Source organism: Heliobacterium chlorum, from assembly GCF_014502795.1.
Classification (GTDB): Bacteria; Bacillota; Desulfitobacteriia; order Heliobacteriales; family Heliobacteriaceae; genus Heliobacterium; species Heliobacterium chlorum.
On sequence record NZ_JACVHF010000003.1, the window covers coordinates 135384 to 157931 of the forward strand.

Annotated in this window: 18 protein-coding genes and 1 pseudogene; 7 read left to right on the forward strand and 12 right to left on the reverse strand. The window is 48.8% G+C overall.

The window, feature by feature from the left end; translation table 11 throughout:
• Positions 1 to 150 precede the first annotated feature (150 nt).
• From H1S01_RS05335 to H1S01_RS05355, 5 genes are all read left to right on the forward strand, one after another.
• On the forward strand, positions 151 to 1533 hold the full coding sequence (locus H1S01_RS05335; RefSeq protein ID WP_188039058.1) for a TolB family protein: 1383 nt from the start codon (positions 151 to 153) through the stop codon (positions 1531 to 1533).
• A 352-nt stretch (positions 1534 to 1885) separates the two neighbouring features.
• Positions 1886 to 2926, forward strand: coding sequence for a class II glutamine amidotransferase (locus H1S01_RS05340; protein ID WP_155475285.1), 1041 nt, complete (start codon positions 1886 to 1888; stop codon positions 2924 to 2926).
• The gene (locus H1S01_RS05345) at positions 2923 to 4425 is read left to right on the forward strand and encodes a glutamate synthase-related protein (protein ID WP_188039059.1); all 1503 of its coding nucleotides are present in this window, start codon (positions 2923 to 2925) and stop codon (positions 4423 to 4425) included. Before H1S01_RS05340 ends, H1S01_RS05345 begins: the two co-directional genes overlap by 4 nt.
• A gap of 28 nt (positions 4426 to 4453) precedes the next feature.
• Complete coding sequence (locus H1S01_RS05350; RefSeq protein ID WP_341479038.1) at positions 4454 to 5197, forward strand: GltB/FmdC/FwdC-like GXGXG domain-containing protein; 744 nt, start codon at positions 4454 to 4456, stop codon at positions 5195 to 5197.
• 88 nt (positions 5198 to 5285) lie between these two features.
• A complete protein-coding gene (locus H1S01_RS05355; RefSeq protein ID WP_188039060.1) occupies positions 5286 to 5438 on the forward strand; it encodes a hypothetical protein in 153 nt (50 codons plus the stop codon).
• A gap of 31 nt (positions 5439 to 5469) precedes the next feature.
• On the opposite strand, the gene H1S01_RS05360 is transcribed toward H1S01_RS05355, so the two are convergent.
• From H1S01_RS05360 to H1S01_RS05375, 4 genes are read right to left on the reverse strand one after another with little or no spacing between them, the layout of a single operon-like run.
• A complete protein-coding gene (locus tag H1S01_RS05360) occupies positions 5470 to 6021 on the reverse strand; it encodes a 2-oxoacid:acceptor oxidoreductase family protein (protein WP_188039061.1) in 552 nt (183 codons plus the stop codon).
• On the reverse strand, positions 6018 to 6842 hold the full coding sequence (locus H1S01_RS05365; protein WP_188039062.1) for a thiamine pyrophosphate-dependent enzyme: 825 nt from the start codon (positions 6840 to 6842) through the stop codon (positions 6018 to 6020). The genes H1S01_RS05360 and H1S01_RS05365 overlap by 4 nt, the downstream gene beginning before the upstream one ends.
• Positions 6843 to 7958: a 2-oxoacid:acceptor oxidoreductase subunit alpha gene (locus tag H1S01_RS05370; RefSeq protein ID WP_188039190.1), complete on the reverse strand. Its 1116-nt coding sequence runs from the start codon at positions 7956 to 7958 to the stop codon at positions 6843 to 6845.
• A 26-nt stretch (positions 7959 to 7984) separates the two neighbouring features.
• Positions 7985 to 8209, reverse strand: a complete 225-nt coding sequence (locus H1S01_RS05375; protein ID WP_188039063.1) for a 4Fe-4S dicluster domain-containing protein — start codon at positions 8207 to 8209, stop codon at positions 7985 to 7987.
• A 268-nt stretch (positions 8210 to 8477) separates the two neighbouring features.
• Between H1S01_RS05375 and H1S01_RS05380 the strand changes: the two genes are divergently transcribed.
• A complete protein-coding gene (locus tag H1S01_RS05380; protein WP_188039064.1) occupies positions 8478 to 9536 on the forward strand; it encodes an HD-GYP domain-containing protein in 1059 nt (352 codons plus the stop codon).
• Here the strand turns inward: H1S01_RS05380 and H1S01_RS05385 are convergent.
• Entirely contained in the window at positions 9512 to 12610 is a 3099-nt protein-coding gene (locus H1S01_RS05385; protein WP_188039065.1) for a hybrid sensor histidine kinase/response regulator, read from the reverse strand. The two genes, H1S01_RS05380 and H1S01_RS05385, sit on opposite strands and share 25 nt — an antisense overlap.
• Before the next feature lie 204 nt (positions 12611 to 12814).
• Positions 12815 to 14476 carry a polysaccharide deacetylase family protein gene (locus H1S01_RS05390; protein WP_188039066.1) on the reverse strand — a complete coding sequence of 554 codons (1662 nt, stop codon included), beginning with the start codon at positions 14474 to 14476 and terminating at the stop codon, positions 12815 to 12817.
• Between the two features lie 367 nt (positions 14477 to 14843).
• On the opposite strand from H1S01_RS05390, the pseudogene H1S01_RS05395 reads away from it, so the two are divergent.
• A pseudogene (locus H1S01_RS05395) lies at positions 14844 to 15188 on the forward strand (cell wall hydrolase); the annotation flags it as partial.
• Between the two features lie 67 nt (positions 15189 to 15255).
• On the opposite strand, the gene sigK reads toward H1S01_RS05395, so the two are convergent.
• The 6 genes from sigK to H1S01_RS05425 form a co-directional block, all read right to left on the reverse strand.
• A complete protein-coding gene (sigK, locus tag H1S01_RS05400; RefSeq protein ID WP_341479039.1) occupies positions 15256 to 15975 on the reverse strand; it encodes an RNA polymerase sporulation sigma factor SigK in 720 nt (239 codons plus the stop codon).
• 136 nt (positions 15976 to 16111) lie between these two features.
• Positions 16112 to 17647, reverse strand: coding sequence for a phosphoenolpyruvate carboxykinase (ATP) (locus tag H1S01_RS05405; RefSeq protein ID WP_188039069.1), 1536 nt, complete (start codon positions 17645 to 17647; stop codon positions 16112 to 16114).
• Between the two features lie 346 nt (positions 17648 to 17993).
• Positions 17994 to 18824, reverse strand: a complete 831-nt coding sequence (asd, locus tag H1S01_RS05410) for an archaetidylserine decarboxylase (RefSeq protein ID WP_207732196.1) — start codon at positions 18822 to 18824, stop codon at positions 17994 to 17996.
• Between the two features lie 146 nt (positions 18825 to 18970).
• Positions 18971 to 20212, reverse strand: a complete 1242-nt coding sequence (locus H1S01_RS21880; protein ID WP_188039070.1) for a peptidoglycan-binding protein — start codon at positions 20210 to 20212, stop codon at positions 18971 to 18973.
• Positions 20213 to 20308: 96 nt separating this feature from the next.
• Positions 20309 to 21892, reverse strand: coding sequence for a GMC family oxidoreductase (locus tag H1S01_RS05420; RefSeq protein WP_188039071.1), 1584 nt, complete (start codon positions 21890 to 21892; stop codon positions 20309 to 20311).
• A complete protein-coding gene (locus tag H1S01_RS05425) occupies positions 21889 to 22536 on the reverse strand; it encodes a gluconate 2-dehydrogenase subunit 3 family protein (RefSeq protein WP_188039072.1) in 648 nt (215 codons plus the stop codon). Before H1S01_RS05425 ends, H1S01_RS05420 begins: the two co-directional genes overlap by 4 nt.
• Positions 22537 to 22548: the final 12 nt, after the last annotated feature.

A 22548-nucleotide genomic window follows, 5' to 3' on the forward strand; every position in this document is an offset into this window, starting at 1 on the left:
TTCAATCCTCCCTCCCACAAGTTTACTCACTGGCGTAAAATTATCAAGATTACAAGTTTTATGGGACGAGCAGGAATCCGTAAGCTTTTGTCAAATAATCACTAGTCAACCACAATGGAAAAGCCGGCATTTTCATCATAGGAGGTCAACATGAAACGACTTTTACCGGGTATCCCCTTTCTTGCCGCCCTGCTCATCGTTTCCGTCGCTGCCTATCATCTAGCAACAGCACAACGGTTTCCCATAACTATGGCCGACAGTATTCCACCCGCTCAGGACACCCAATGGGGAGAAGTGAAGAACCTTCCCTCAGTCAATGTATCTACAACACCGATCAGCGGTGTCCAACTCATCGACTTGCGTGAGATCTGCGAGCAAGCGGTGGCCCAAAATGGGCGCACGGGTGCCGTAACAGATTTGAAAAATACCCCAGCCGCAACGAATAATTCTTCCGAAAATATTCAATGGTCCAGTATCACTTTCAGCAATAAAAAAGACCGTATCGCCTTTTACAGCCAACGGGGCCTCTATGTGGTCAATCTAAAGACGCAACAGTCGGTTCGTATCTACTCGATCCCTGAGGAAGATAAAACGAGCGAGTTTTATCGGGCCATCTCTTGGAATCCTGATGACACCGTCTTAACATTCGGCCAAGTTCAGACAGGAAGCCAACCCGATGCCGGGACCATGTACAGCCTCAGCCTTGTAAAACTGAACAATAGTGAAGTAAAAAACATCCATCAAACCAACCGTCCACCCAACCTCCCCCTTTGGTCACCGGACGGCCAATATATTGTGTTGGACAATCCTCTCTTTGTTTATGAGCTGAAAACGGATAATCGCGTCCCCATAGGAATGGGTAACGACAACCGATTCCCGCACTGGTCTCCTGACAGCCGGTACCTTATCTTCAGCCAGTTCACTTCACCAGAACGTTGTGAAGTATACCGTTATTCTTTAGATACTCGTGAAATTCTGCAGATCACTAGCCTTGGCAAAGCGGCAGCTCCCATGGCTTGGTTAAAATATCCTTCCACGATCGTGATCGAAACAGAGGCCAACGCCAACGGTGTCGACTCAGGACGTCACCATATCGGCGAAATTCGTCCCCATTCCGAAAGCAGCATCCATTGGCTCACTGATTTCGACCGTACAGAATCAAACCGTTTGATCTGTGCCTCCCCAAATGAGCGCTTCGCCTTATTGAAGCATTTCGACCCCTCTGGGCAAAATGGTGCCAACAGTTTTGATTTAATTGCTATCAACCGGGAACTAGGCTTCTTCTCTTGGCGCATGGCCAAATTGCAGACTCTTCCCCTTACTGTCCCCTTTACCTATCAATGGGGAAAAGACGGTAAATTTCTGTTTATGGTTGAGCAACCGGCGTCAGGCAGTGAAAAGCCTAAATACGAAATGTACATTTTTGACCTTGATCAATTAACTCGGCAAAAGATCTGGGAGTCTACCACTGCTACACGCCTAGCTGGTGTAGACGGCAACAAGGTTTACATCTCTCCCTCTAACGTTCAATAGGGTTATTCACACAGCGACGGCATACAAGCCGTCGCTCTTTTTTGTCTCTATAAACCATGAATACAATGTATAATTCAAAAAACTATTGTACCGCATACGTTCCTATGCTATATATATCGTTGAATCTTTTTTCGACCTTTTTATAGAGGCCGAACATGCCTGAACACAGGCGACGGAGCATCCCACAAAAAGAGGACGACTGGCGTTCTCGACACGAGTATCGTTGACACTCGTGGGGTACGTCTTTTTTTATGCTCCACCAAGGGGTTTATATCAAAAGAGGGAGGTCACCTACGTGCAGTTTCGAGAAGGCCAAGTACGGATTCCTTCCGGTTGTGCCATTAGCGGGATCATGAACCGTAAAGGCAATCTTTTTTCCGGAAATGACATCATTAAATCGATCGCCTTGATGCATGATCGATCGAACGGCCTAGGCGGTGGATTCGCCGCTTATGGTATCTATCCTGAATATGCTGATTTTTATGCGATTCACATGTTTTATGAAAGCGGTGCCTGCCGCGAGACCACTGAAACATTCCTCAATGAACATTTTGAGATTGAGATTGGCGGGAAAATCCCCACTCGCAAAGTAGCTTCTGTAACGAATGCTCCCATCATCTGGCGTTACTTCGTTCAGCCGAAACCAGACCGTCTGCTGCAATCGGGATTAGAAGTCGATGAATATGTGGCGCAATGTGTGATGCGTATTAATTCCGAGTACAGCGGTGCTTTTGTCGTTTCTTCCGGAAAAAACATGGGTGCTTTTAAGGGGGTCGGTTATCCGGAAGACATGGGCGAGTTCTACAAACTCGATACATACAAAGGATACCTCTGGACAGCTCATGGCCGTTTCCCGACCAATACACCCGGTTGGTGGGGCGGTGCCCATCCCTTTACCCTGCTCGACTGGTCGATCGTCCATAACGGTGAGATCTCCTCTTACGATGCCAACCGTCGGTATTTAGAGATGTTTGGTTATAAGTGCTCCCTGCAAACAGACACCGAAGCGATCACCTACATCTTTGACCTACTGCTTCGCAAGCACAATCTTCCCTTGGATGTGGTCGTCACGGCCATGGCAGCACCCTTCTGGAGTGCTATCGAACGGATGGAACCAGAAAAGCGTGAACTGGTCAAATCTATCCGCACCGTCTTCGGCCCTCTGCTCGTCAACGGCCCCTTCTCGATCATTCTCGGCAGCCGCAAAGGCTTTGTCGCCCTCAATGACCGCATCAAACTTCGCGCCCTCGTCGCTGCCGAAAAAGGCGACTACGTCTATGTGGCCAGCGAAGAATCGGCCATCCGCGAAGTGTGCCCACAACCCGATAAGGTCTGGGCCGTCGCTGGCGGCGAACCAGTCATCGCTATGTTGGAAGGGGTGGATCAACTGTGAATATCGACTTCCGTACACCAGAATATAGCATCCATCGCGACGGCGTTCGCTGTACGAACTGCCGGATCTGCGTACACCAGTGTGCCAACGAAGCCCACATTTGGGATGAAAAACAGAAAAAAGTCCTGGCCGACGACATCAAATGTGTAAACTGCCATCGCTGTGTATTGACCTGCCCTACCCGTGCTCTATCCATCGGCAGCTATCCCCTCGAATTTAAGCCGAATGCCCACTGGACACCTCATTACATCACATCTATTTTCAAGCAAGCGTCGAGCGGTGCTATGCTCTTAGCCGGTATGGGCACCGATAAACCTTATCCCGTTTACTGGGATCATCTGCTGATCAATGCTTCCCAAGTGACCAACCCATCCATCGACCCTTTGCGGGAACCGATGGAACTGAAGACGTTCCTCGGACGCAAACCGGACAGTCTGAAAATCGAGAATGGCAAATTGACTGAAAAAATGCCGCCCCAACTGGAACTGGAGACGCCGATCATGTTTGCAGCCATGTCTTTCGGCGCCATTTCCTTAAACGCGATGACATCTTTAGCGATCGCAGCTGAAAAGATGGGCACCTTCTACAATACCGGTGAAGGCGGTCTTCACAGCAGCCTCTACAAATACGGTAAAAACACAATCGTCCAGGTGGCTTCCGGCCGCTTTGGCGTGCATACCGATTATCTCTGGGCCGGTTCTGCCATCGAGATTAAAATCGGACAAGGAGCCAAGCCCGGTATCGGTGGTCACCTTCCCGGCGAAAAAGTGGGACTCGATGTATCCCTCACCCGGATGATCCCTGAGGGGAGTGACGCTATCTCTCCGGCTCCTCATCATGACATTTATTCGATCGAAGACCTACGCCAACTCATTTACTCCTTAAAAGAAGCTACCGATTACAGCAAGCCTGTAGCCGTGAAGATCGCAGCCGTTCACAATATTGCCGCTATCGCCTCTGGAGCCGCTCGAGCTGGTGCCGACATCATCGTCATCGACGGATTCCGCGGCGGTACCGGCGCTGCTCCGCTGCGGACCCGCGATAACGTCGGCATCCCCATCGAATTGGCTCTAGCTGCTGTCGATTCCCGTCTACGTTCAGAAAGTATCCGTCACCAAGTGTCTTTAGTAGTGGCGGGTTCTATTCGCTGTTCCTCAGACGTGATCAAAGCCATCGCAATCGGCGCTGATGCCTGTTACATCGGATCTGCCGCCCTTATGGCTCTCGGCTGTCATATGTGTCAAAAATGCTATACAGGCAAGTGCAACTGGGGTATAGCCACCCAAAACCCCAACCTGACTAAACGACTCGATCCGGTTGCGGGAGCTGAACGAGCTGCCAACTTGCTGAAAGCTTGGTCTCATGAAATCAAAGAGATGCTCGGCGGGATGGGTATTAACGCCTTAGAAAGCCTCCGCGGCAACCGTTTGATGTTGCGCGGGATTGGCCTGACCGAGAAAGAACTGTCGATTCTTGGCGTCAAACACGCCGGTGAGTAAAAACATACAAGGAAAGCAGGTGTTTACCGTGTCTCGCAGGATTGACGCCCAAGGCCTCTATTATAAAGAACTGAACCAGTTGGTCCGGCAAGCCTTTTCGGAAGGCGTTACCGAGGTCCTATTAGATAACGTCAATGGACAACGCTATATCGGCGACGGCATTTCCGGCGATGGATCGATCATCATTCATGGCACACCTGGCAATGACATGGCCGCCTATATGAATGGCCTGCAGATCGTTGTGCACGGCAATGCACAAGATGCTACTGGAAATACAATGAACGAAGGAACTATCATCGTCCACGGTGATGCCGGCGATACGGTCGGTTATGCCATGCGCGGCGGAGAGATATTTATCAAGGGCTCTGTCGGTTACCGGGTAGGGATTCACATGAAAGAGTACATGAAGAAAAACCCGGTCATCGTCGTCGGCGGAAAAGCAGGTGCCTTCTTCGGTGAGTACATGGCTGGCGGCATTTTGATTCTGCTCGGTCTTTCCGGTCGTGAAGGTTATCCTATCGTAGGCGACTATTGCGGCACCGGCATGCATGGCGGTGTCATGTATATCCGCGGTCAGGTAGAAGAGTACAAGCTCGGTAAAGAGGTCAAAATCGTCGAGATGACTGCTGAAGACCAATCAATCTTAGAACGCTACGTAAGCCGTTATGCCGACTATTTCGGATACGATAAAGAGGATATCCTTGCACAGCCATTCAGTAAACTGATTCCTTACAATAAACGACCCTACGGTAACTTATACACGGGGGTATAACAAAACCGCCAGGAGAATGACTCCTGGCGGTTTCTTCTTGGCAAGATTTTATGGGATATAGGGTATTCTATTTGGAGGAGGTGGTTCCATGTATGACAACCGTGGCTTACGAGAGACCCATGCCAACGTGGCCCATTTTGCCTTCATAGCTTATATCGGTCTTGTCGCCTGGTTTATTCGGGAACTGCGGACGATCACAGAGGCGGTCGTCGATATCCGCGACAGCCTCAAACATCGTTAGCCTCCGAGCCACTCCTAAGGGAGTGGCTTTTTTATGCGGCATTAACAACAGATTTAATCGCTTGGAACCCTGCTGCCAAGGCTTTTTTATTCATTTCCTCGGTACCTTTCGGCACGCGGGCAAGGATGGCCTTTTCCAAAGCTTCTTGAGAGACGACACCGGTTAGACCGACGATCACGCCTAAGGCGACAATGTTGGCGACCACTTCTCGGCCCACATCTTGCCGGGCAATCCGGCTGATGTCAACTTTATAGACTTTGCCTTTTTTCGGCTCACAGTCTTTTACATAGGTGCTATCAAGGATGATGATGCCCTCTTCTTTGACATCGTCGACATATTTCTTAGCCGCTTCCGGACTCATCACTAATAGCAAGTCAGCTGCACGGACTTTCATATAGTCGATGTTCTCTTTGGAAATGATGACCTCAGCTTTCGAGGAACCACCACGGGATTCTGGTCCATAGCTTTGGGATTGAACGGCCTGTTTCCCTTCCAGGATGGCCGCTTCGGCCAAGATGATGCCTCCGGTGATCAGACCTTGCCCGCCGGAACCACCTAGGCGAATTTCCCAACTATCCCTCACGATTCCTCGCCTCCTTGGAATTTATCGATAATTTTTTGGTATTCCGTCGTGTACTCAGGTGCCGGTTCATGATGAAGAATACCAGTTACAACTTTCCCCTGTTTCTTCTCAAGGGGTAAACGGTCAGCAGCTTCCTTCGTGATGCAATTGTCACGCTGCCATTTGAGCATATCGGCGGCATTGCCCAATTTGTTTTTGCGCCCATAGTATACAGGGCAGGAAGCGATCGCTTCTACGAAAGAGAATCCTTTGTTGGCAATACCGTTATAGATAATATCCGTCAACTGACGGGTGTTGAAGGAGTTTCCACGGGCTACATAGGTAGCACCGGCAGCGATCGCCAAGTTGCAAATATCAAAGGGCCGCTCGATGTTGCCGTAGGGAGCTGTAGTCGCCTTCGCACCACTGGGACTCATAGGCGAATATTGACCACCGGTCATACCGTAGATGTTGTTGTTGAAAAGTATGACGTTTAGATCCATATTCCGGCGTGCAGAATGGATGAAATGGTTGCCACCGATGGATGTGCAGTCACCATCACCGGTGATAACAAAGACGTTTAACTCAGGATTGGCCAGTTTCACACCGCTAGCAAAAGCTAATGCCCGGCCATGGGTAGTATGAAGCGTATTAAAATTCAAGTATCCGGTAGCGCGGGAAGAGCAACCGATACCCGATACGATCACTGTCTTATCCTGATCCAGACCTGCTTTTTGAATGGCTTCGACTATCGATTTGACGATGATGCCGTTGGTACAGCCCGGACACCAGATATGGGGCAGTCTTTCAGTGCGAAAATATTGCTCGATTTCGGCAAACACTTAGAGAACCTCCTCTATCTTTTCCAGTATCCGTTCCGGTGGGATGATTTCCCCGTCAGCCTGACAGATCCCGTAGACGGGAACCTTTCCCTCAACAGCACTTTTGACGACATCGACCACTTGGCCCAGGTTCATCTCGGGAACGATAATGGCTTTTACTTTTTCCGCTAATTGACGGAGAGCTTCTTCAGGAAAAGGCCAGATAGTGATCAAGCGAAGCATACCCACCTTTTGCCCTTTCGCACGGGCTTCCTTGACGGCCCGGGCAGCCGAACGGGCCATGCAGCCAAAGGCCACCAGCAGGACATCAGCGTCTTCCGTCTGCACTTCTTCGACCATGATGATCTCATGCAAACCGCGACGGATCTTTTCATGGAGACGATCCTGATGCTCGCCCATCACAGCAGGACTGTTGGAAGGAAAACCAGTATCATCGTGAAGAAGACCGGTCACATGGTAACGGTAGCCCTCACCGAAATTGGCCATAGGCGGGACGAGTGAATCATCTTGCGGTTCATAAGGAACATATTGAGAAGGGGCAACCTTTGGTTTCTTTCGATCAACGATCTCTAGTTCTCCGGGAGCAGGAATGATGATGCGCTCCCGCATATGCCCGATGACTTCGTCGAGCATCATGAGAACGGGAATTCGGAATCGTTCTGAAAGATTAAAAGCTTTTACAGTCAGTTCAAAGCACTCTTGTACAGAACTGGGGCTAATCGCGATGATCGGGTGATCGCCGTGAGTTCCCCAGCGAGCTTGCATGATATCCCCTTGAGAGGGAGCTGTAGGCCCCCCAGTCGATGGGCCAAGACGTTGTACATCTACGACCACACAGGGCACTTCAGACAGAACGGCATAACCGAGGTTTTCCTGTTTTAGAGAAAAACCAGGGCCAGAAGTAGCGGTCATTGACTTGGCTCCCGTCAGGGACGCTCCGACGATGGCGGCCATACTGGCGATTTCGTCTTCCATCTGGATGAACTTGCCGCCTACCTGAGGCAAGCGTTCTGCCAAGACTTCGGCGATCTCCGTCGATGGGGTGATCGGATATCCGGCATAGAAACGGGCTCCTGCGTAGATGGCGCCTTCGGCGCAAGCTTGGTTTCCCTGCATCAGACGAGCGTTGATGGATGTGACGTTCAACTCTTTTTCCCCCCAACAACGGAAATGGCATAATCGGGACAATGATTTTCACAAATCTTGCAATGAGTGCACTTATTCGCCTGAATCACCGTGACCTTACCCAACTCGTCAGGACCAAGCACTTTGACCGGACAGAGGGCGTAACATATCCCACAGGCTTTGCACCAGCTTAGATTGATTGCTATCGGCATTTGTTGTGTCGTTTCGGCGACAGAAGACATTTTTTTATCACCTCAATATAACAGTTCGGCAGGGTGTGAATTTTTTAATTTGGTCTGATTATTCAGACTATTTGCCTACCCAACAAATCCTATATTAGACTACGTCTACAGTTACTGTCAATATTTTAATCAGTTCTTTATCAGCTTGTTAAAAATATCTTTTTATATAGGTGGAAGAAAAGATGGTATGGCAATGGAAAAAGCTATGGTAAACTTAAATTCACAGGATTTTTTTTGAACTCTTAATAGTCTTCTGGGAGTTGATTCGATGCCTCGTCTGGAGTTAAGCAAACTACGGCCCGGTTTCATCGTCGCCAAAGATGTATATATTGAAGATGGACGTGTTTTATTGGCCCGGGGAGTAACTCTGACCCCCATGTTCATTGAACGTTTGAAGCAATTCGGCATTGATTCGGTCTTTGTAATGGACCAATACTCCAGAGTCGACGTATATGAAACGATTATCGACTCGACAATGCTTTTAGTCAACCGAACGCTGCGTAAGTACGTTCGACCCAATGGACTCAACAAAGGTTTTGAGGACGCCATGTTCACTGTCGAGTCCATTTTTACGGAAATCCTTCAGAATCGAACTGTACTGAACTTGTTAACGGATTTGCGCAGCATTGAAGATCATACCTATACCCATTGTGTTCACGTATCTGTCTTATCCCTCATCGTAGGTATAAGTATGAGCTTGTCAAAAACTCAGCTCCTCGTTCTAGGGACCGGCGGCCTGCTTCACGACATTGGGAAAACATCGATTCCACCTGAAGTATTGTTAAAAAAAGATCCTTTAACGCCTGAGGAGTTTAAACTGATTCGCAATCACGTCAATTTTGGCGCTAACATCCTTCGTTCCATACCAAACATACATCCTGACGTGATCGAAATCGCTTATCAACATCACGAGCGCTATAACGGGAGCGGCTACCCTCAAGGACTAACCTTCCACAACGTCAACGAATCGGCCAAAATTGTCGCTGTAGCCGACGTTTTTGATGCCCTTACGGAAAACCGAGCCTACCGAAAGCAACATTCACCCCATGAGGCATTGGAATTTTTGCTCGGTTCGGGAAACTATTTTTTCGATGCTAAAACAGTCCGTCATTTCGTTGAAAATATCTCAATCTACCGACTAGGCAGCCTCGTAAAACTGTCTGATGGGCAGATCGGGATGGTTACAAACATTTCGAAATACATATCAGCAAGACCTATCATTCTTATACTCTATGACAAAAATCGCAATCGAGTCACTCAAGAACTGGAAATCGATTTGGGTGACCCCGTTAACGCTACAGTTCATATCATCAAAGTATTAGACTGATCTGGCCCTTCAGCCAGCCAGCGTTCTACCATGAGGCTCAATTTATCGGGGCTGATCGGCTTGCTTATATAATCGTCCATACCGGCAAGCAAGCACGATTCCCGATCACCAGGCATGGCGTTAGCGGTCATAGCGATGATTGGCACATGCCCTCCTATCTCTGCTTCAATGTTGCGAATTGCCTTGGTTGCTTCTAATCCGTCCATCACAGGCATCTGGCAATCCATGAGGATGAGATCATATTTGTTTTGTTCCATCATTTCTAACGCCTCTTGGCCATTGTTGGCGATATGGCTTTGGTAAGCTGATCGTTGTAACAGTATGCTGATCAGCTTTTGATTCGCCTTGTTGTCTTCAACGACTAAAAGGAGCCAGTCTTTCATAGGTTCCAGTGGTTTCTTTTTAGATACTGGCGGTTCTTCCGAGCTGCCGACGGTAAATACTTTGCTTTTTCCCGCGCTGATCGAATCCGTCCAGTTCCCTTTTGCCCTGTTCTGAAAGCATTTGAGGATTTGACTTCGTTTGAGTGGTTTTGTCAAAATGTCAGAGAAACCGTCTTTACTGCTTTCTTCTATTTTACTGTGTAAACCAAAGCCAGCCAATAGGACAAAAGGAGTTGTACCGTCCATGAGAAGCTCCCTGTGATTCGCTTTGGATACATCCATAAAGACGAGTGCATAAGGGGCTTTTTCGTGTTCTGCCTCTCGCAGTAAGCGAAAGGCTTCTTTTTCGTCTTCCGTAAACGTACAGTTGAAACCCCAAGCTTCTCCGTAGCGACGTAACACGTCCCTTGTAAAGGTACAGCTATCGACAATCAAGACGCGTAACCCCTGAATCTCCTTAGGGGCTATGCCGGTCCTTGGGGGCTCAGATACTTTGCTAGAGAAGGTAAACCAGAAGGAAGATCCCTCTCCCGTTTCACTTTCCACACCGATTTGTCCGCCCATCATTTCCACGATTCGCTTCGATATGGTCAGTCCGAGACCCGTACCTCCGTATTTGCGTGTCGTTGTTCCATCGGCTTGCGTAAAAGGTTGAAAAAGACGTTTCCGTGCCGCATCGGTTACACCGATACCGGTATCGTTGACTTCCACTTTCAAAAAAACGATGCCTTGCTTAGGCGGTTCTGCTGTCACGACGATCCCGACTCCCCCACGGTCGGTAAACTTAATCGCATTGCTCACTAAGTTAAGCAGGACTTGCCGTAACCGTAAGGGATCCCCGAACAGTTTTTCGGGAATGAACGGGTCGATAAACGTGTCTAAAGATAATCCTTTTTCCGAGGCCTTTGGCGCTAACAGGTCTGCGACGCTTTCGATCACTGTAAGCGGTTCATACTCGATCTCTTCTAACTCCATTTTTCCGGCTTCGATTTTGGAAAAGTCTAAGATGTCGTCAATGATTCGCATCAATCCCTCAGCCGATTCTCTAACGATGAGTGCATATTCCTGCTGTTGCTCGTTGAGGGAAGTATCCAGCAACAGCTGGTTCATACCTATAATACCGTTCATAGGAGTGCGTATCTCATGGCTCATGTTAGCCACAAATTCGGATTTTAAGCGAGACGCTTCTAAAGCTTCGTCCCTCGCCATGGCCAATTGCTCTTCGGCCTTTTTTCGCTCTATCGCACCACCAATACTAGCGGCGACAGCCTGCAGAATTGTCTTTTCATTATCGGTCCATTGTCTATCTGCCTGAGACTCTCCAAAGCCGACAAAACCCCAGAATCGTTCCCTCGTTTGGATAGGTACGAGAAGAATCGAACTAATCTTTAGATAATGAAAAAACTTCTGTTCCAAGATCGGAAATTCATCGATAACACCACCGATGGGGTCTCCCTGTGAGAGGGTTTCATACCAACGAGTCAAGCCCCAGTCTTGATAGGAAACATTTTCTAAGTCAACCTTTTCACCTATCTCCTCATAGGTTCCATTTATCCATTCGGAGCGCCGACTAAAGGACATTTTTCCTGATTCGGGATAGCGAAGGTTTTCGAATATGTACACCCGATCGACTTTTGCCGCTTCTCCGAGCATAGCGATAGCCTCTTGTGTCGCCCGCTCATAATCAGTAACTGTCAGTAATCGGTAGGCCGTGTCGGCCGAACCTTGAAGCAGACTTCCCTGCTGGCGAAGCTGTTCAGCCGATTCCCGCAACGACTGTAGAGCAACATAAAAAATGATGACAATAATACAGACGACAAGTGTAGAGGCAAGGCCGATAAAACGGTACGTAGCAACCATTAAATTCCACTGTTTGGCGTCGATATCCATACCATATAGGGCTAGAACATGATGACTCTCAGGATCCCGAATAGCGGCCAAGCCGGAGACCCATGTTCCCCAACTGTCAGTTACAGGCCCTTCCACGAACGACTGACCGGTAGAAAAGGAGGAAATCAACGCCTCCGTAGCATCGGTAAATTCATCACCTGGCGGGCTGTAGCCCTCAGAAGTATCTGGTTCACTATCTAAGAAAAAAAACACTTGCCCGTCTCTTATTCCCAATAGGTAAACAAAACGACAGTCCGGGTTTGCCTCATGTAAAGCCATCAATTGGCTTCGAAGATAGCGGTAGCTCTCCGTTCCCAAATCTTCCGTGGAACCGGTTAAATGGGATACATGACTTCCGTCTATAGCGGCGGCGGCTGTAGATGCTCGAGAAAGAAGATGATTTCTCGCGACGGCTTCTCCACGCTCTTCGAGCATTTCTGTAGAGATCCAACCTAGAAACAAAAGAGCCGTAAGAAAGAACAGTGGCATCGATTCGGTGAGAGAATAGGGCCTCTTGTTGAAGCGACTGCAGTGCCAGAGGTAAACAGTACCGGCAAAAACAAAAGGGATTTGAAAGGCTGTCGTCAAAGCTCCTGAATATCCGATCGCTGAGCTTCCGGCCATGCTTAGAAGCAAAAAATAGCCGATCCGTTCATAAATTTTTCCGTTGTAGGAGGACCAACTTCGACGTCCAAACTCAGCCAAGAACAAAAATGCGAGACCATGAAATCCCCTGCAGACCGTGACATAAAAAGTCCCCGACCCAAATTCCCAGGCGATTACATCGAACCAAGCTGCCAATGCATGAAAAAATCCAAAACACCCCAGCCAAAACCAGGGCAGATCCTTATATGATCTATGCCGCATAAGGTGGCATACATAAGTAAACAGCGTAAATCCCAATGCATAAATGAACAGAATATAATCGGTTTGTTCGGAGAGGTAACTCACTAAGGCACCACGCCTTTCTAGCGTTTAATGACTCATAGAGATCCCCGATTCAATTCATCTTTCGTCATCGGTTCGACGGCGAATCGCCCAAGCGATCACTATTCCTATTAACAAGACCGTCATCGTAGATTCCACCGTGTCTTTGACGGCTGGGGCAAGCTCTGTTTCTGATTCCGCTCGAAGAGATCCCCCTAATAAAGGATCCCAAAAAAGGTCTTGTCCAGTTAACTTGCTTTGATCCGCGTTGATTTCTTGAACCGGTAAAGAGCGCACGTCTAAAAAGGTATAGCCTTGATCTTTTAATCCATCGACAAGCTTGGCGAGGGAGGTTGGTTCCAAAAAGGAATGAAAAAAAGCTCCGGCGGCACATTCTCGAACGAGAGCGATTTCTTGGGCCTCTTCTAACATCGGCGTAACCGGGTCGGTAAGGTTCATGTCTACCAAACCGAGGTTCTCTGGCACAACAAGATAGCCATATTGGTCTTTTTTCAAAATGTAAGGAATTTTTTGTGTCTGACGAGACTGATCAGAAATCTGAGGACTGCCAGCCAACAATCTTACCTGCTGTCTCATGGCCTTGTAGGTTTCACTTCCCATGGCATAGTGCGGGACAGTCATGCCATAGGGGTGCAAACCAAGGGATCGCAAATCAACAATTCCCTGGTTTAGACGTTCTTCCGCCCAATGGGGACGTTCCGGAGGAATAATGGCACGTTCATGGACAGCGTCCCAGAATTCAAAACCCAAGGCAGTTTCGTCATTACCCACCTGATGGGTAAAACCGTGAATAAGAATCGTCCCTCCACAAGTCTCCATGTATCGAAGGGCTTCGATCAGTTCAGGTCTCTGCGCTAGGAAAACACGGCTGTTCGTCTGTGGGTTTACATAGACAGGGATCACGGTAACCATAAAGGGGATTTGTCGGGCTTTCAACACATCAGCAATTTTCCGCAACGTTTCAGGAGAGCGCAGAGGGTGGACGTCTTCGATTCGTACGGTGGCCCATTTTTCTGGTTGGGCTTGTTTCCCCATGAAATCGAAAAGCTGGTCAGCAACGAGGAGATAGCTTTTACTATGTAGGTCCGTATTGGCTACATACCAGAAATTTTGTCTCTGCAGCCCGAAAGGACGCCGTCCCTGAGGCGAATCCACCCAAGCCCATATTTGGCTGTCTTGGGGATATTTTTCGATCAAATTCAAGGTAACTTCCTTGGGGTTGGTTAGACTTTTTCCTTTATATTCGTAGTTTGCCCTTTGTCTTGCGACTGGCTTCGTTACAAAGCGAGGGCCGCCGGCGTCTCCCAGTTCATCGATATTCTTTCCTAACCACATGACCGGTTTTGTTGTCTTAGCGATATCTCGGAGCAATTGGGAAGGTACTTTTTCTTCAAAAGTCCCCAGATAAATCAGGCTGTCAAAGGACTCCAACTGAGCCTCATGATAATCAGCACTGGTGCAGAGGGAGATATCTACCTCAAAGTGACCCAGCAGGTTTTGCATCATTTGTGCCCAATCCTGCTCTTGGCGGGCTGTCGTTCCCCGAAATGCCCGTCCGTCAGGGTACACGATCAGGACACTTTTGACTAGCTTTTTTTCGGGAATCGGGGCTGTTCCAGCTGTTACCATGAGAGGCGACAGGGTTGTTCCCAGTAAAATCGAGATAAGAATGGCGAAAATCATACAGCTTTGTTGTCTGCAGCCTATTTTGTTGTTCAACCTTTTCACCCGACATCTTCCAAATCGATCGTTCTCCCAAAAGCAAAGAACTCCTACCCTATTATACCTTTTCTCTTTTCATAAAAAAAACCTTCTCCTCGGAATTTGAAAAAGAATAGTCATTTTGCATGGTCATACCCATTTCAGACCATACTAGCCATGTACATGAAGAAGTCTGAACAAAAGGGGGTATTTCATGCGGAAACGAGGAAAAAGGGGCCTCATCTTACTGCTCATTACCTTGCTCATCTTCCCTTGGCCCATCGCAGAACCCACATTGCCGATGACCTTTGACCAGTTCAAGGCAAAATTTGCGACGGAAATCGCTGAAGCACAGGCAATTGGAGTGGGCTGGCCCCGTGAATACGACCTTTGGATGCTTGCTCGAACCATAACCGGAGAAGCTCGAGGCGAACCTTACGTGGGTCAAGTCGCTGTGGGGGCTGTCGTGCTCAACCGCGTCCGCCATCCCTCTTTCCCCAATACGGTATCTGGTGTCATCTTCCAACCGGGTGCTTTTACCGCTGTCGACGACGGGCAAATCTGGATGGATATCAACCCGACCTGTTTGAATGCGGCTCGTGACGCATTGGCCGGATGGGATCCCAGCGGCGGTGCACTCTATTACTTTAATCCGGCTACTGCGACGAGCGCTTGGATCTGGAGTCGACCACAGATCCTCACCATTGGAAAGCACATCTTTACACACTAAATCGTCACGTGAGTTTTAAGCGCCTCAAGCTGAAGAGGCGCTTTTCCCCTCTAACTATTTGACGCTTTTAAATCCCTTTCCCCGCTCCCAATTCTTTAATCAGTTTTTGAACAGCTCGTTTTTCAATCCGGCTTACATAACTTCGTGAGATGCCCATCTTATCGGCTACCTCCTGCTGCGTCCAAGGTTTACCGCCGTGGAGACCATAGCGGAGGACCATGATATACTTTTCTTTGTCATTGAGAACCGTCTGAACTTTCTTCCGCAACTCGCTTCTCTCGAATGCTTTTTCCACCATTTCGGTGATCTCTTCCGAGTCTGTACCTAAGACCTCTAGATAGGTCATTACATTTCCGTCCTTATCAACTCCGACAGGCTCATCAAAGGACACTACCCTCGATTCTTTTTTCTTATCGCGGTAATGCATAAGAATTTCATTTTCAACGCATCGAGAAACATAGGTACTCAGTTTAACCTGCTTTTCCACCTTAAAGGTATTGATCGCCTTAATCAGACCAATTGTTCCAATGCTGATCAGTTCTTCATTCTCTTCTTGATTATGATTGTTATATTTTTTGCATATATGAGCGACCAACCTGAGATTGTGTAAAACTAGTTTATCGCGAGCATTCTCATCTCCCTCAGCCATCCGGGCCAAGCACTCCGATTCTTCGCGGGAAGGCAGAGGCTTCGGAAATGAGTTGTTGTTCAAAGCACCCGTGAGAAAAGTAAGTCCTTTTAGGTAGGGAACCAATAAAGCAGTACCTAAAGAGAACAAGTCGCACACCTCCTCTAGCTGATTTCCATTTTATGGAATACAGGCTAGAGGTGTGCCAGAATGAACAAAGCTGCTCCAGCTAAGCTGGAGCAGCAAAAATTCTATAGATTCTTTTTAATACACTATTCCAAATAAACAAATATTCTTAAGGCTTTTCGATGGCTTGGCGAATCTCGCCGGAGAGACCTGGGAACTGTTCGAGCCACTGGCGACGTTCAGCCCGCAACTTCTCCACCTTCTCTTGGTATTCCTCTTCTGAATAGAACCCTTTTGGCATGATCTCTTGAATATCCAAACCGGGAACCGATTTCGGAACCTCATAACCCCAATCGGGATCAACAGTCCATTCAATGCTGTCGCGGGCGATTTCTTTCATCAAGGTCGTTGAGACCTTGATGGAGAGCTTTACGCCAGCCTCGCCCTCTTTGGCACCGACAGATCCTGTGTTCAACAGATAACATTGCATGTCTGGATTATTCCGAAGGATGTCCAGCAGGCGTTGCCCCTCATCTTCCTCGGGACCGACGATAAATGGGTTGGTGCCCACTTCCCGCTTCGACTGACCTGCTTTGGTCGGATCGCCGGCAGAGGTTTCGATCGATTCGCCAAGCATGAAGTAAGCGGCACCTTGCACGGGGCTCAACCGGGCAAGAGGTGGAACGATATCGTTTCGACGGGTGATGAAAATAAGCTTGTTCGCTTTCGGTAGGTCGATAGAATCATCGGAACCAGCTACTTCAGAACGCAACACGATGCCACGCCCGTTTGAGGTGAGTTCCTGATTGAAAAAGTCGATCTTTCCGCCTTCGAATACTTTGATATTTTCAAAGATGGCGTTCGGGGAAACAGCAGCATCATAGAGTACTTTTTGCGATTTATCGAGGCCGTCTGTTTTGATATAGAAGCCGTCTTCTGTCCCCGCACAAAAACCATCGGCATCCATCAGCACGACATCGTCTTGGCGAATAATGACTCGTTCATCGCCAGTGAGGCCATGATCATGAATCGTCAAGGTGGTCTTTCCGGTTCCGCTTAATCCGAAAAGGATAAAGCCCACATCTTTCAGTTTATCTTCTTTGTCCCGAATACGAAGCACTTTGGATCCTGCATGCAATCCGAGGCCGCCTTTTTGCTTCGTCCGGTACATAGCCTTACGAAGGAAGGATTTTTTACACTCACCGAAATAGTCCGTACCCAAGATATAGGTTACTCCAGCCAAAGGATGGTTGAAGATAACTCGTTCCGGCCACTCCGGAACATAGACGCTGATAAAATCAGGTTCCTGATCCTTATCCTTTGGAGCAAACAAAGAATGAATCCACATGGCTGGAATACGAGCATAGGGTTCGGTGATGTATACACGGCAATGATATGTATGGTTCTCATTCATGCCCATCTGGCGATCTAAACGGATGACTGTTTTGTCAGCGAGGTAACGGTGAACTTCTTTGACCAGTTCAGTAGCTCTTTCCAAAGAAATTCCCTGCTGGTGTACCCCTAACTTGACTCCGTCTTCTACAACGTATGTTTTTTTGGCGCTTCGGTTGCGAGCCCCCGAAATGTAGCAAGCGCTGCTAAACTCGGTCGTGTGTTCTTCACCTTTGGCCATTTGACGCAACTTTTCCGCAGAAGGGTTATCAATAACCTGGCCAGGTGTTAGGGGCTGACGAAATGGATGCATAATGACACCTCCGTATATGGTTGCAGCAAAGCCGGTTTATTTAATGGTACGTTCCAGCAGAAAACTGAGCACGTAAACCTGAACCGGTCTTGGAGATTCCCAAGGCAAGACCGTACGCATTTGTTGTACCTTTTTATATGTTTTGCCTACTCTCCTAGTTCGACATTATACAACGAGCCTTACTTTTTCGGAAGATTTAATTAATATTACCTTAATGGCTCTTTTGGCTGGTATAAACCAAACCAATCGTCCATTCGTTCCTACTTTATGACACTACAATGACGAATTATGCCATACAATTTAAAAAATGCAATAAAAAAAACCCGAGTAAAATTTTACTCAGGTTTTAAAAAATTTTCTGTGCAATCATTTCTCCCATTTTCAGCCGAGTTCCTGTCGTCAGATCTTCCCGCCAGCGTACCGCTCCCGGCTCAAAGAGCAAAATCACGGTGGATCCGAATTGGAAAAAGCCTAGTTCTTCTCCTTTCTCCAAGTCGGGGCCTTCTTGCAGGGAAACAAGTTGTGCCGGCTTACGGCGATTCGAGACAACGTTGGAATAGGTCACCCGGACACTTCCGACCATCATGGCGCCAACTTTGACGAGGGCAACTTGTCCCACATCGGTTTGCAAATAAGTAATCAATCGTTCATTCCGGGCAAAAAGGCCGGGAACACCCTGTACTCCCAAGTCATTCACCGGGTAGAGACGTCCCGGCCAATAGGCGTAGCCGGTTACACGTCCTTCCAATGGAGCATGTATGCGGTGATAGTCTCGAGGACTGAGATATAAGGTGACAAATTCGCCGCCGGCGAAGGACTCCGCCTTCGTCCGATCTCCAAGAAGCTGCTCCAGTGAGTAGTTGATCCCCTTCGCTTGGATCAGACGACCAGCAGAGGCAGTCCCCATTTGGGAGACTTGAGCATCGACGGGACTGACAATTCCATTAGGTTCTGGGCATATCGGGCGCAAACCCGGTTTAAGACGGCGACAAAAAAAGTCGGCTAATGATCCGTATTCCTGCCAAGTTTTTTCGGCTTCCTCTACGGCGATGTTGTAACGCCGGATGAACCAGGGGATAGCTCTTCGACTCCACTTAGAGGCCGCCCAACGCCCGCTCTGACGAGACAGCCATCTCTGAGGAAGCATATGTAGAATGGCCAGCTTTACACGACGCAACCTATTCCCTCCTGGTTATCTCTTGTGATAAAAGAATACCCGTGTCAAGTCGATCTGTCAAATAGCATACAATTGAAATTACTCTTATCTTGTGTAAAAAAAGGACCCCACAAACGTTGTCTGCGAGGTCGGCCTAACGTCTTTTTCTACTCCGTCGTTACTGCATCCGATGTCGCAGCCGGTTGCAGTTCGATCTCGATATTTATCGATCGTTCGGTTCCCACGTTTGTCGCGGTCAGCAGATACCGCCCGGGATACCGAAGGGTTTGTCCCGTATTGCTTGATTGGTCCCAGCTCTCTTGAAAGGCCTGGATCTGAGCTGGTTGCAAAGTTATCTGGGCTGTGGCCGGATTAAAGGATCGATCTCGAGACCAACGCCACACTTCAATACCGCTTTGGCCGAGTTCAACGAAAAAGTCAAAGCGCTGTGTCGTCGGATAATTGATCGTGATCGGTTCGTCGGAGACATTTCGTTTGATAAAGGTCATGAGGACCGGTTCCCCTTGCCGGTAGACGGCTTTATCGGTATAAAAAGTGTACCGTAACCCTTCAAAGACGCGGGTGATACGATGCCGAGGCGGTCGAGGCAAATCGCCGCAAGGTTCGCCTAATGCCAGCCATGTCTCCAGATCAGCTCTCCCTGTTGGGTTGATGCCCACTTCTGATTGAAAAGTCCTTAATGCGTTCAAAGTGGCCTGATCAAAGACACCTGTCACCGTCACGGGATAACCGGCCGCATCGAGCAACCGTTGTAAACGCTGGACATCTTCACCGGTAGCCCCTTCAGCCAGTTCCGGGCATTGAGGAGGTGCTGGCGGAGGCGGCGGTGGCGGAGTGGGTTTTGGAACAGGTTTTTGTTGATTTTGAGATTGAGTCTGAGGCAGAGGTTGCAATGGAGGCATGGGTTGGGGTTGTGGCTGGGTACTTGGCGGAATCTGAATTGGCTGGCGGGGACGGGCGGGCGACGGCTGGCGAGGTTCCGCCGGTCTAGGAAAAGGAGGCAAGGGCGGGCGACAATTCACTCCTAGAGCCTGCCACTCTGCAGTCCCAACATTGCCTGTTTGAGGTAGATTAGAACGGCGCTGCAGAAGAACCACAGCATTTTGCGTTTGGGAGCCAAAAATACCGTCAATCGGACCTGGATTAAGACCTGAGCGAGTCAACAATTGTTGCAGGCGGCTGACAGAAGGACCTCGGGTGCCTTCTGTCAAAGGCGGACAAGGTCCCATGGACTCCCTGCTGGGGACAGGAAGCCATAAGTTCTGACCCACTTGCAGGCTGTTGGGATCGGGCAAAGGATTGAGTTCCAAGATCTGTTCCATCGTTAACCCGTACCGTTGAGCGATGGTATAGAGTGTATCGCCTGGGCGGACATAATAGATAACCAAAAAGTATCACTCCTTTCTGCTCCCAACATATTCCACTGACACTCCTTTTGTCCGCAAAAAAAGAAACAGGTCCTTGTGACCTGTTCTAAAGCTCTATCAGAATGTTCCCTGGCGAAAGTGCTCTTTAATAAAATCTGCTGTGCGCCAAGCTAAGGCCATTGCCGTCAACGTGGGGTTCGAAGCCCCAGAAGTGACAAAAAGGGATGTATCGGCGATAAACAGATTGGGGTGATCATGGCTTCTTCCCCATTTATTCACTACAGAATGGCGAGGATCATTCCCCATCCGGCAACCACCGAGCATGTGGGATGTATCTTCGCTGACAAATTCCACGCGTCCACCGGCCGCTTCAAGGATCCGTTTACTCATCTCCACACCAGCGGCGATGACCTTGTGATCGTTGTCTTCAAAGGTAAAGGTCACCAGTGGTGCCGGCAAACCCATTTCATCTTTCTGATCCGATAGCGATACGCTGTTGTTCACACTCGGCAAAGTTTCTCCAACGATGGTCAACCGGGCGAAATAGTTGTAGTCTCTTCCGATTTCCCGTAAATTCTTTCCCCAATTGCCCGTCGCTTTTCGAACGATGTTCATAAATGCCAGCGGACGGGCACCGTTCGCATGGATAGAAAAGCCTCGAGCCCGGGAGCCGTCAGAGGGAGTTTCATAGAATTCCTGGGTGGTCGAAAGAATAGGCGTTCCTTTATAAGGCAGCACTTCTTCCGAAAAACGGGCGACCGTCTCGTGACCGGAATGAAGCATAAAACATTTGCCTACCATACCGCTGCTATTCGATAAACCTTGTGGATGGCGACCATTGGAAGACATCAGCAACAGACGTGGTGTTTCGATGGCTGAGGCACAAAGAATCACCACACGTGCTTTCTGCCGATATTCTTGTCCGTCAAATAGGAAGGTGATCCCTTCAACCTGATCGTCGGCACCGCATAAAATCCGGTTGACTATACATCCGTGGCGGAGTTCTACACCGGCGTCCAAAGCCTGAGGGATATGGTGAATCAACGTAGAGAACTTGGAGTTCGGCAGGCAACCTTGCCCGCAAAAACCTCGATTGATACAAGGCGGACGGCCCCGATAAGGGGCGGACAAGATGGCCAAGGGAGCGACAGAACTGCGAATACCTAGTTTCTCACAGCCAATACGCAATATCTGGTGATTCGCCGCGATCGGTTCCCGTTCCGGATAAGGATAAGGACCGTTAAAAGCCCCCCATGGATAATGTTTTGGCCCTGAGACAGGTATTTCTTCTTCCAACTTACGATAATAAGGATCAATGTCATGATACTCTATGGGCCAGTCTTCACCCACTCCGTCTATAGAACGAGTGCGGAAATCAGACGGAAAAAATCGCGGCACCACTGCCGTAAAGTGTAACGTCGTCCCACCCACACCGGACGCAGAAACATTATGGCCCAGTTCCGGAGGATTCGTACCTGCCGTCAAGCGCTTGAAGCGCCAAGCTGTTCGGCGCATGTGCAATTCATCGCTGACAAAGTCGCGGCTGACTTCCCAATAGGGACCCGCCTCCATGAGAACAATCCGCAGCCCAGCCTGACCTAATTCCCGAGCCACTACAGCACCGGTTGCACCGGCACCGACGATAACCGCGTCAACCGCCTCATTTACCCATTTCCAAGGTAGTCCGGTAGAATGATTCATCGGTCAACCCTCCGCACAGGTCCGGGACCTAAACCAGCTTCAGCCCGTTTTTCCACCAATTCCTTGTCCAACCGCGGCTCCCAAGGATCTTTCAGCCCATACTCAATTCGATAATATCCGCGGGGAAAGGCTGGACCGCCGTAACCGATTTCCGACCAGATTTCCGGTTGTGAATAGAAAAAATCGACGGCTGTTTTTAAGATTTCAGTAAAAAAGTCTTTCGACGATGAACCTGTCCATGCCACTTCTCCGCGCTGCGCTTTTCCAAGAATATCGTCCATCTCCCAGGGAGACAGTTGAGTAAATGCACGCTGATGGAACTGCAGCGCTGTAGCATCAAGCCAAGCTAATCCCAGACGAAGCAATTGTTCTCCCGGCAGTACACCGGTTTTATGATATCCTTGGCCCTGCCGTTGAAGTAAATGCTCATCGATTTGTCCGGCCACGCGAGACAACAGTTCCTCATTATCTTCGTCAACGAGACGACCGACCACTACTTTAAGGATGGAGAACTCCAAGGCCGTAAAAAAACGCGGCGGCGACGGAGGCTTTAGCCGGCTTTCCACGAGCCTGCGCGTGTTCTCATCCCAGTGCTCTGATAATTCCATCACGTTGTAATCAGGGTAAATCGTTCGAACGGTCATATTTCCCCCTCC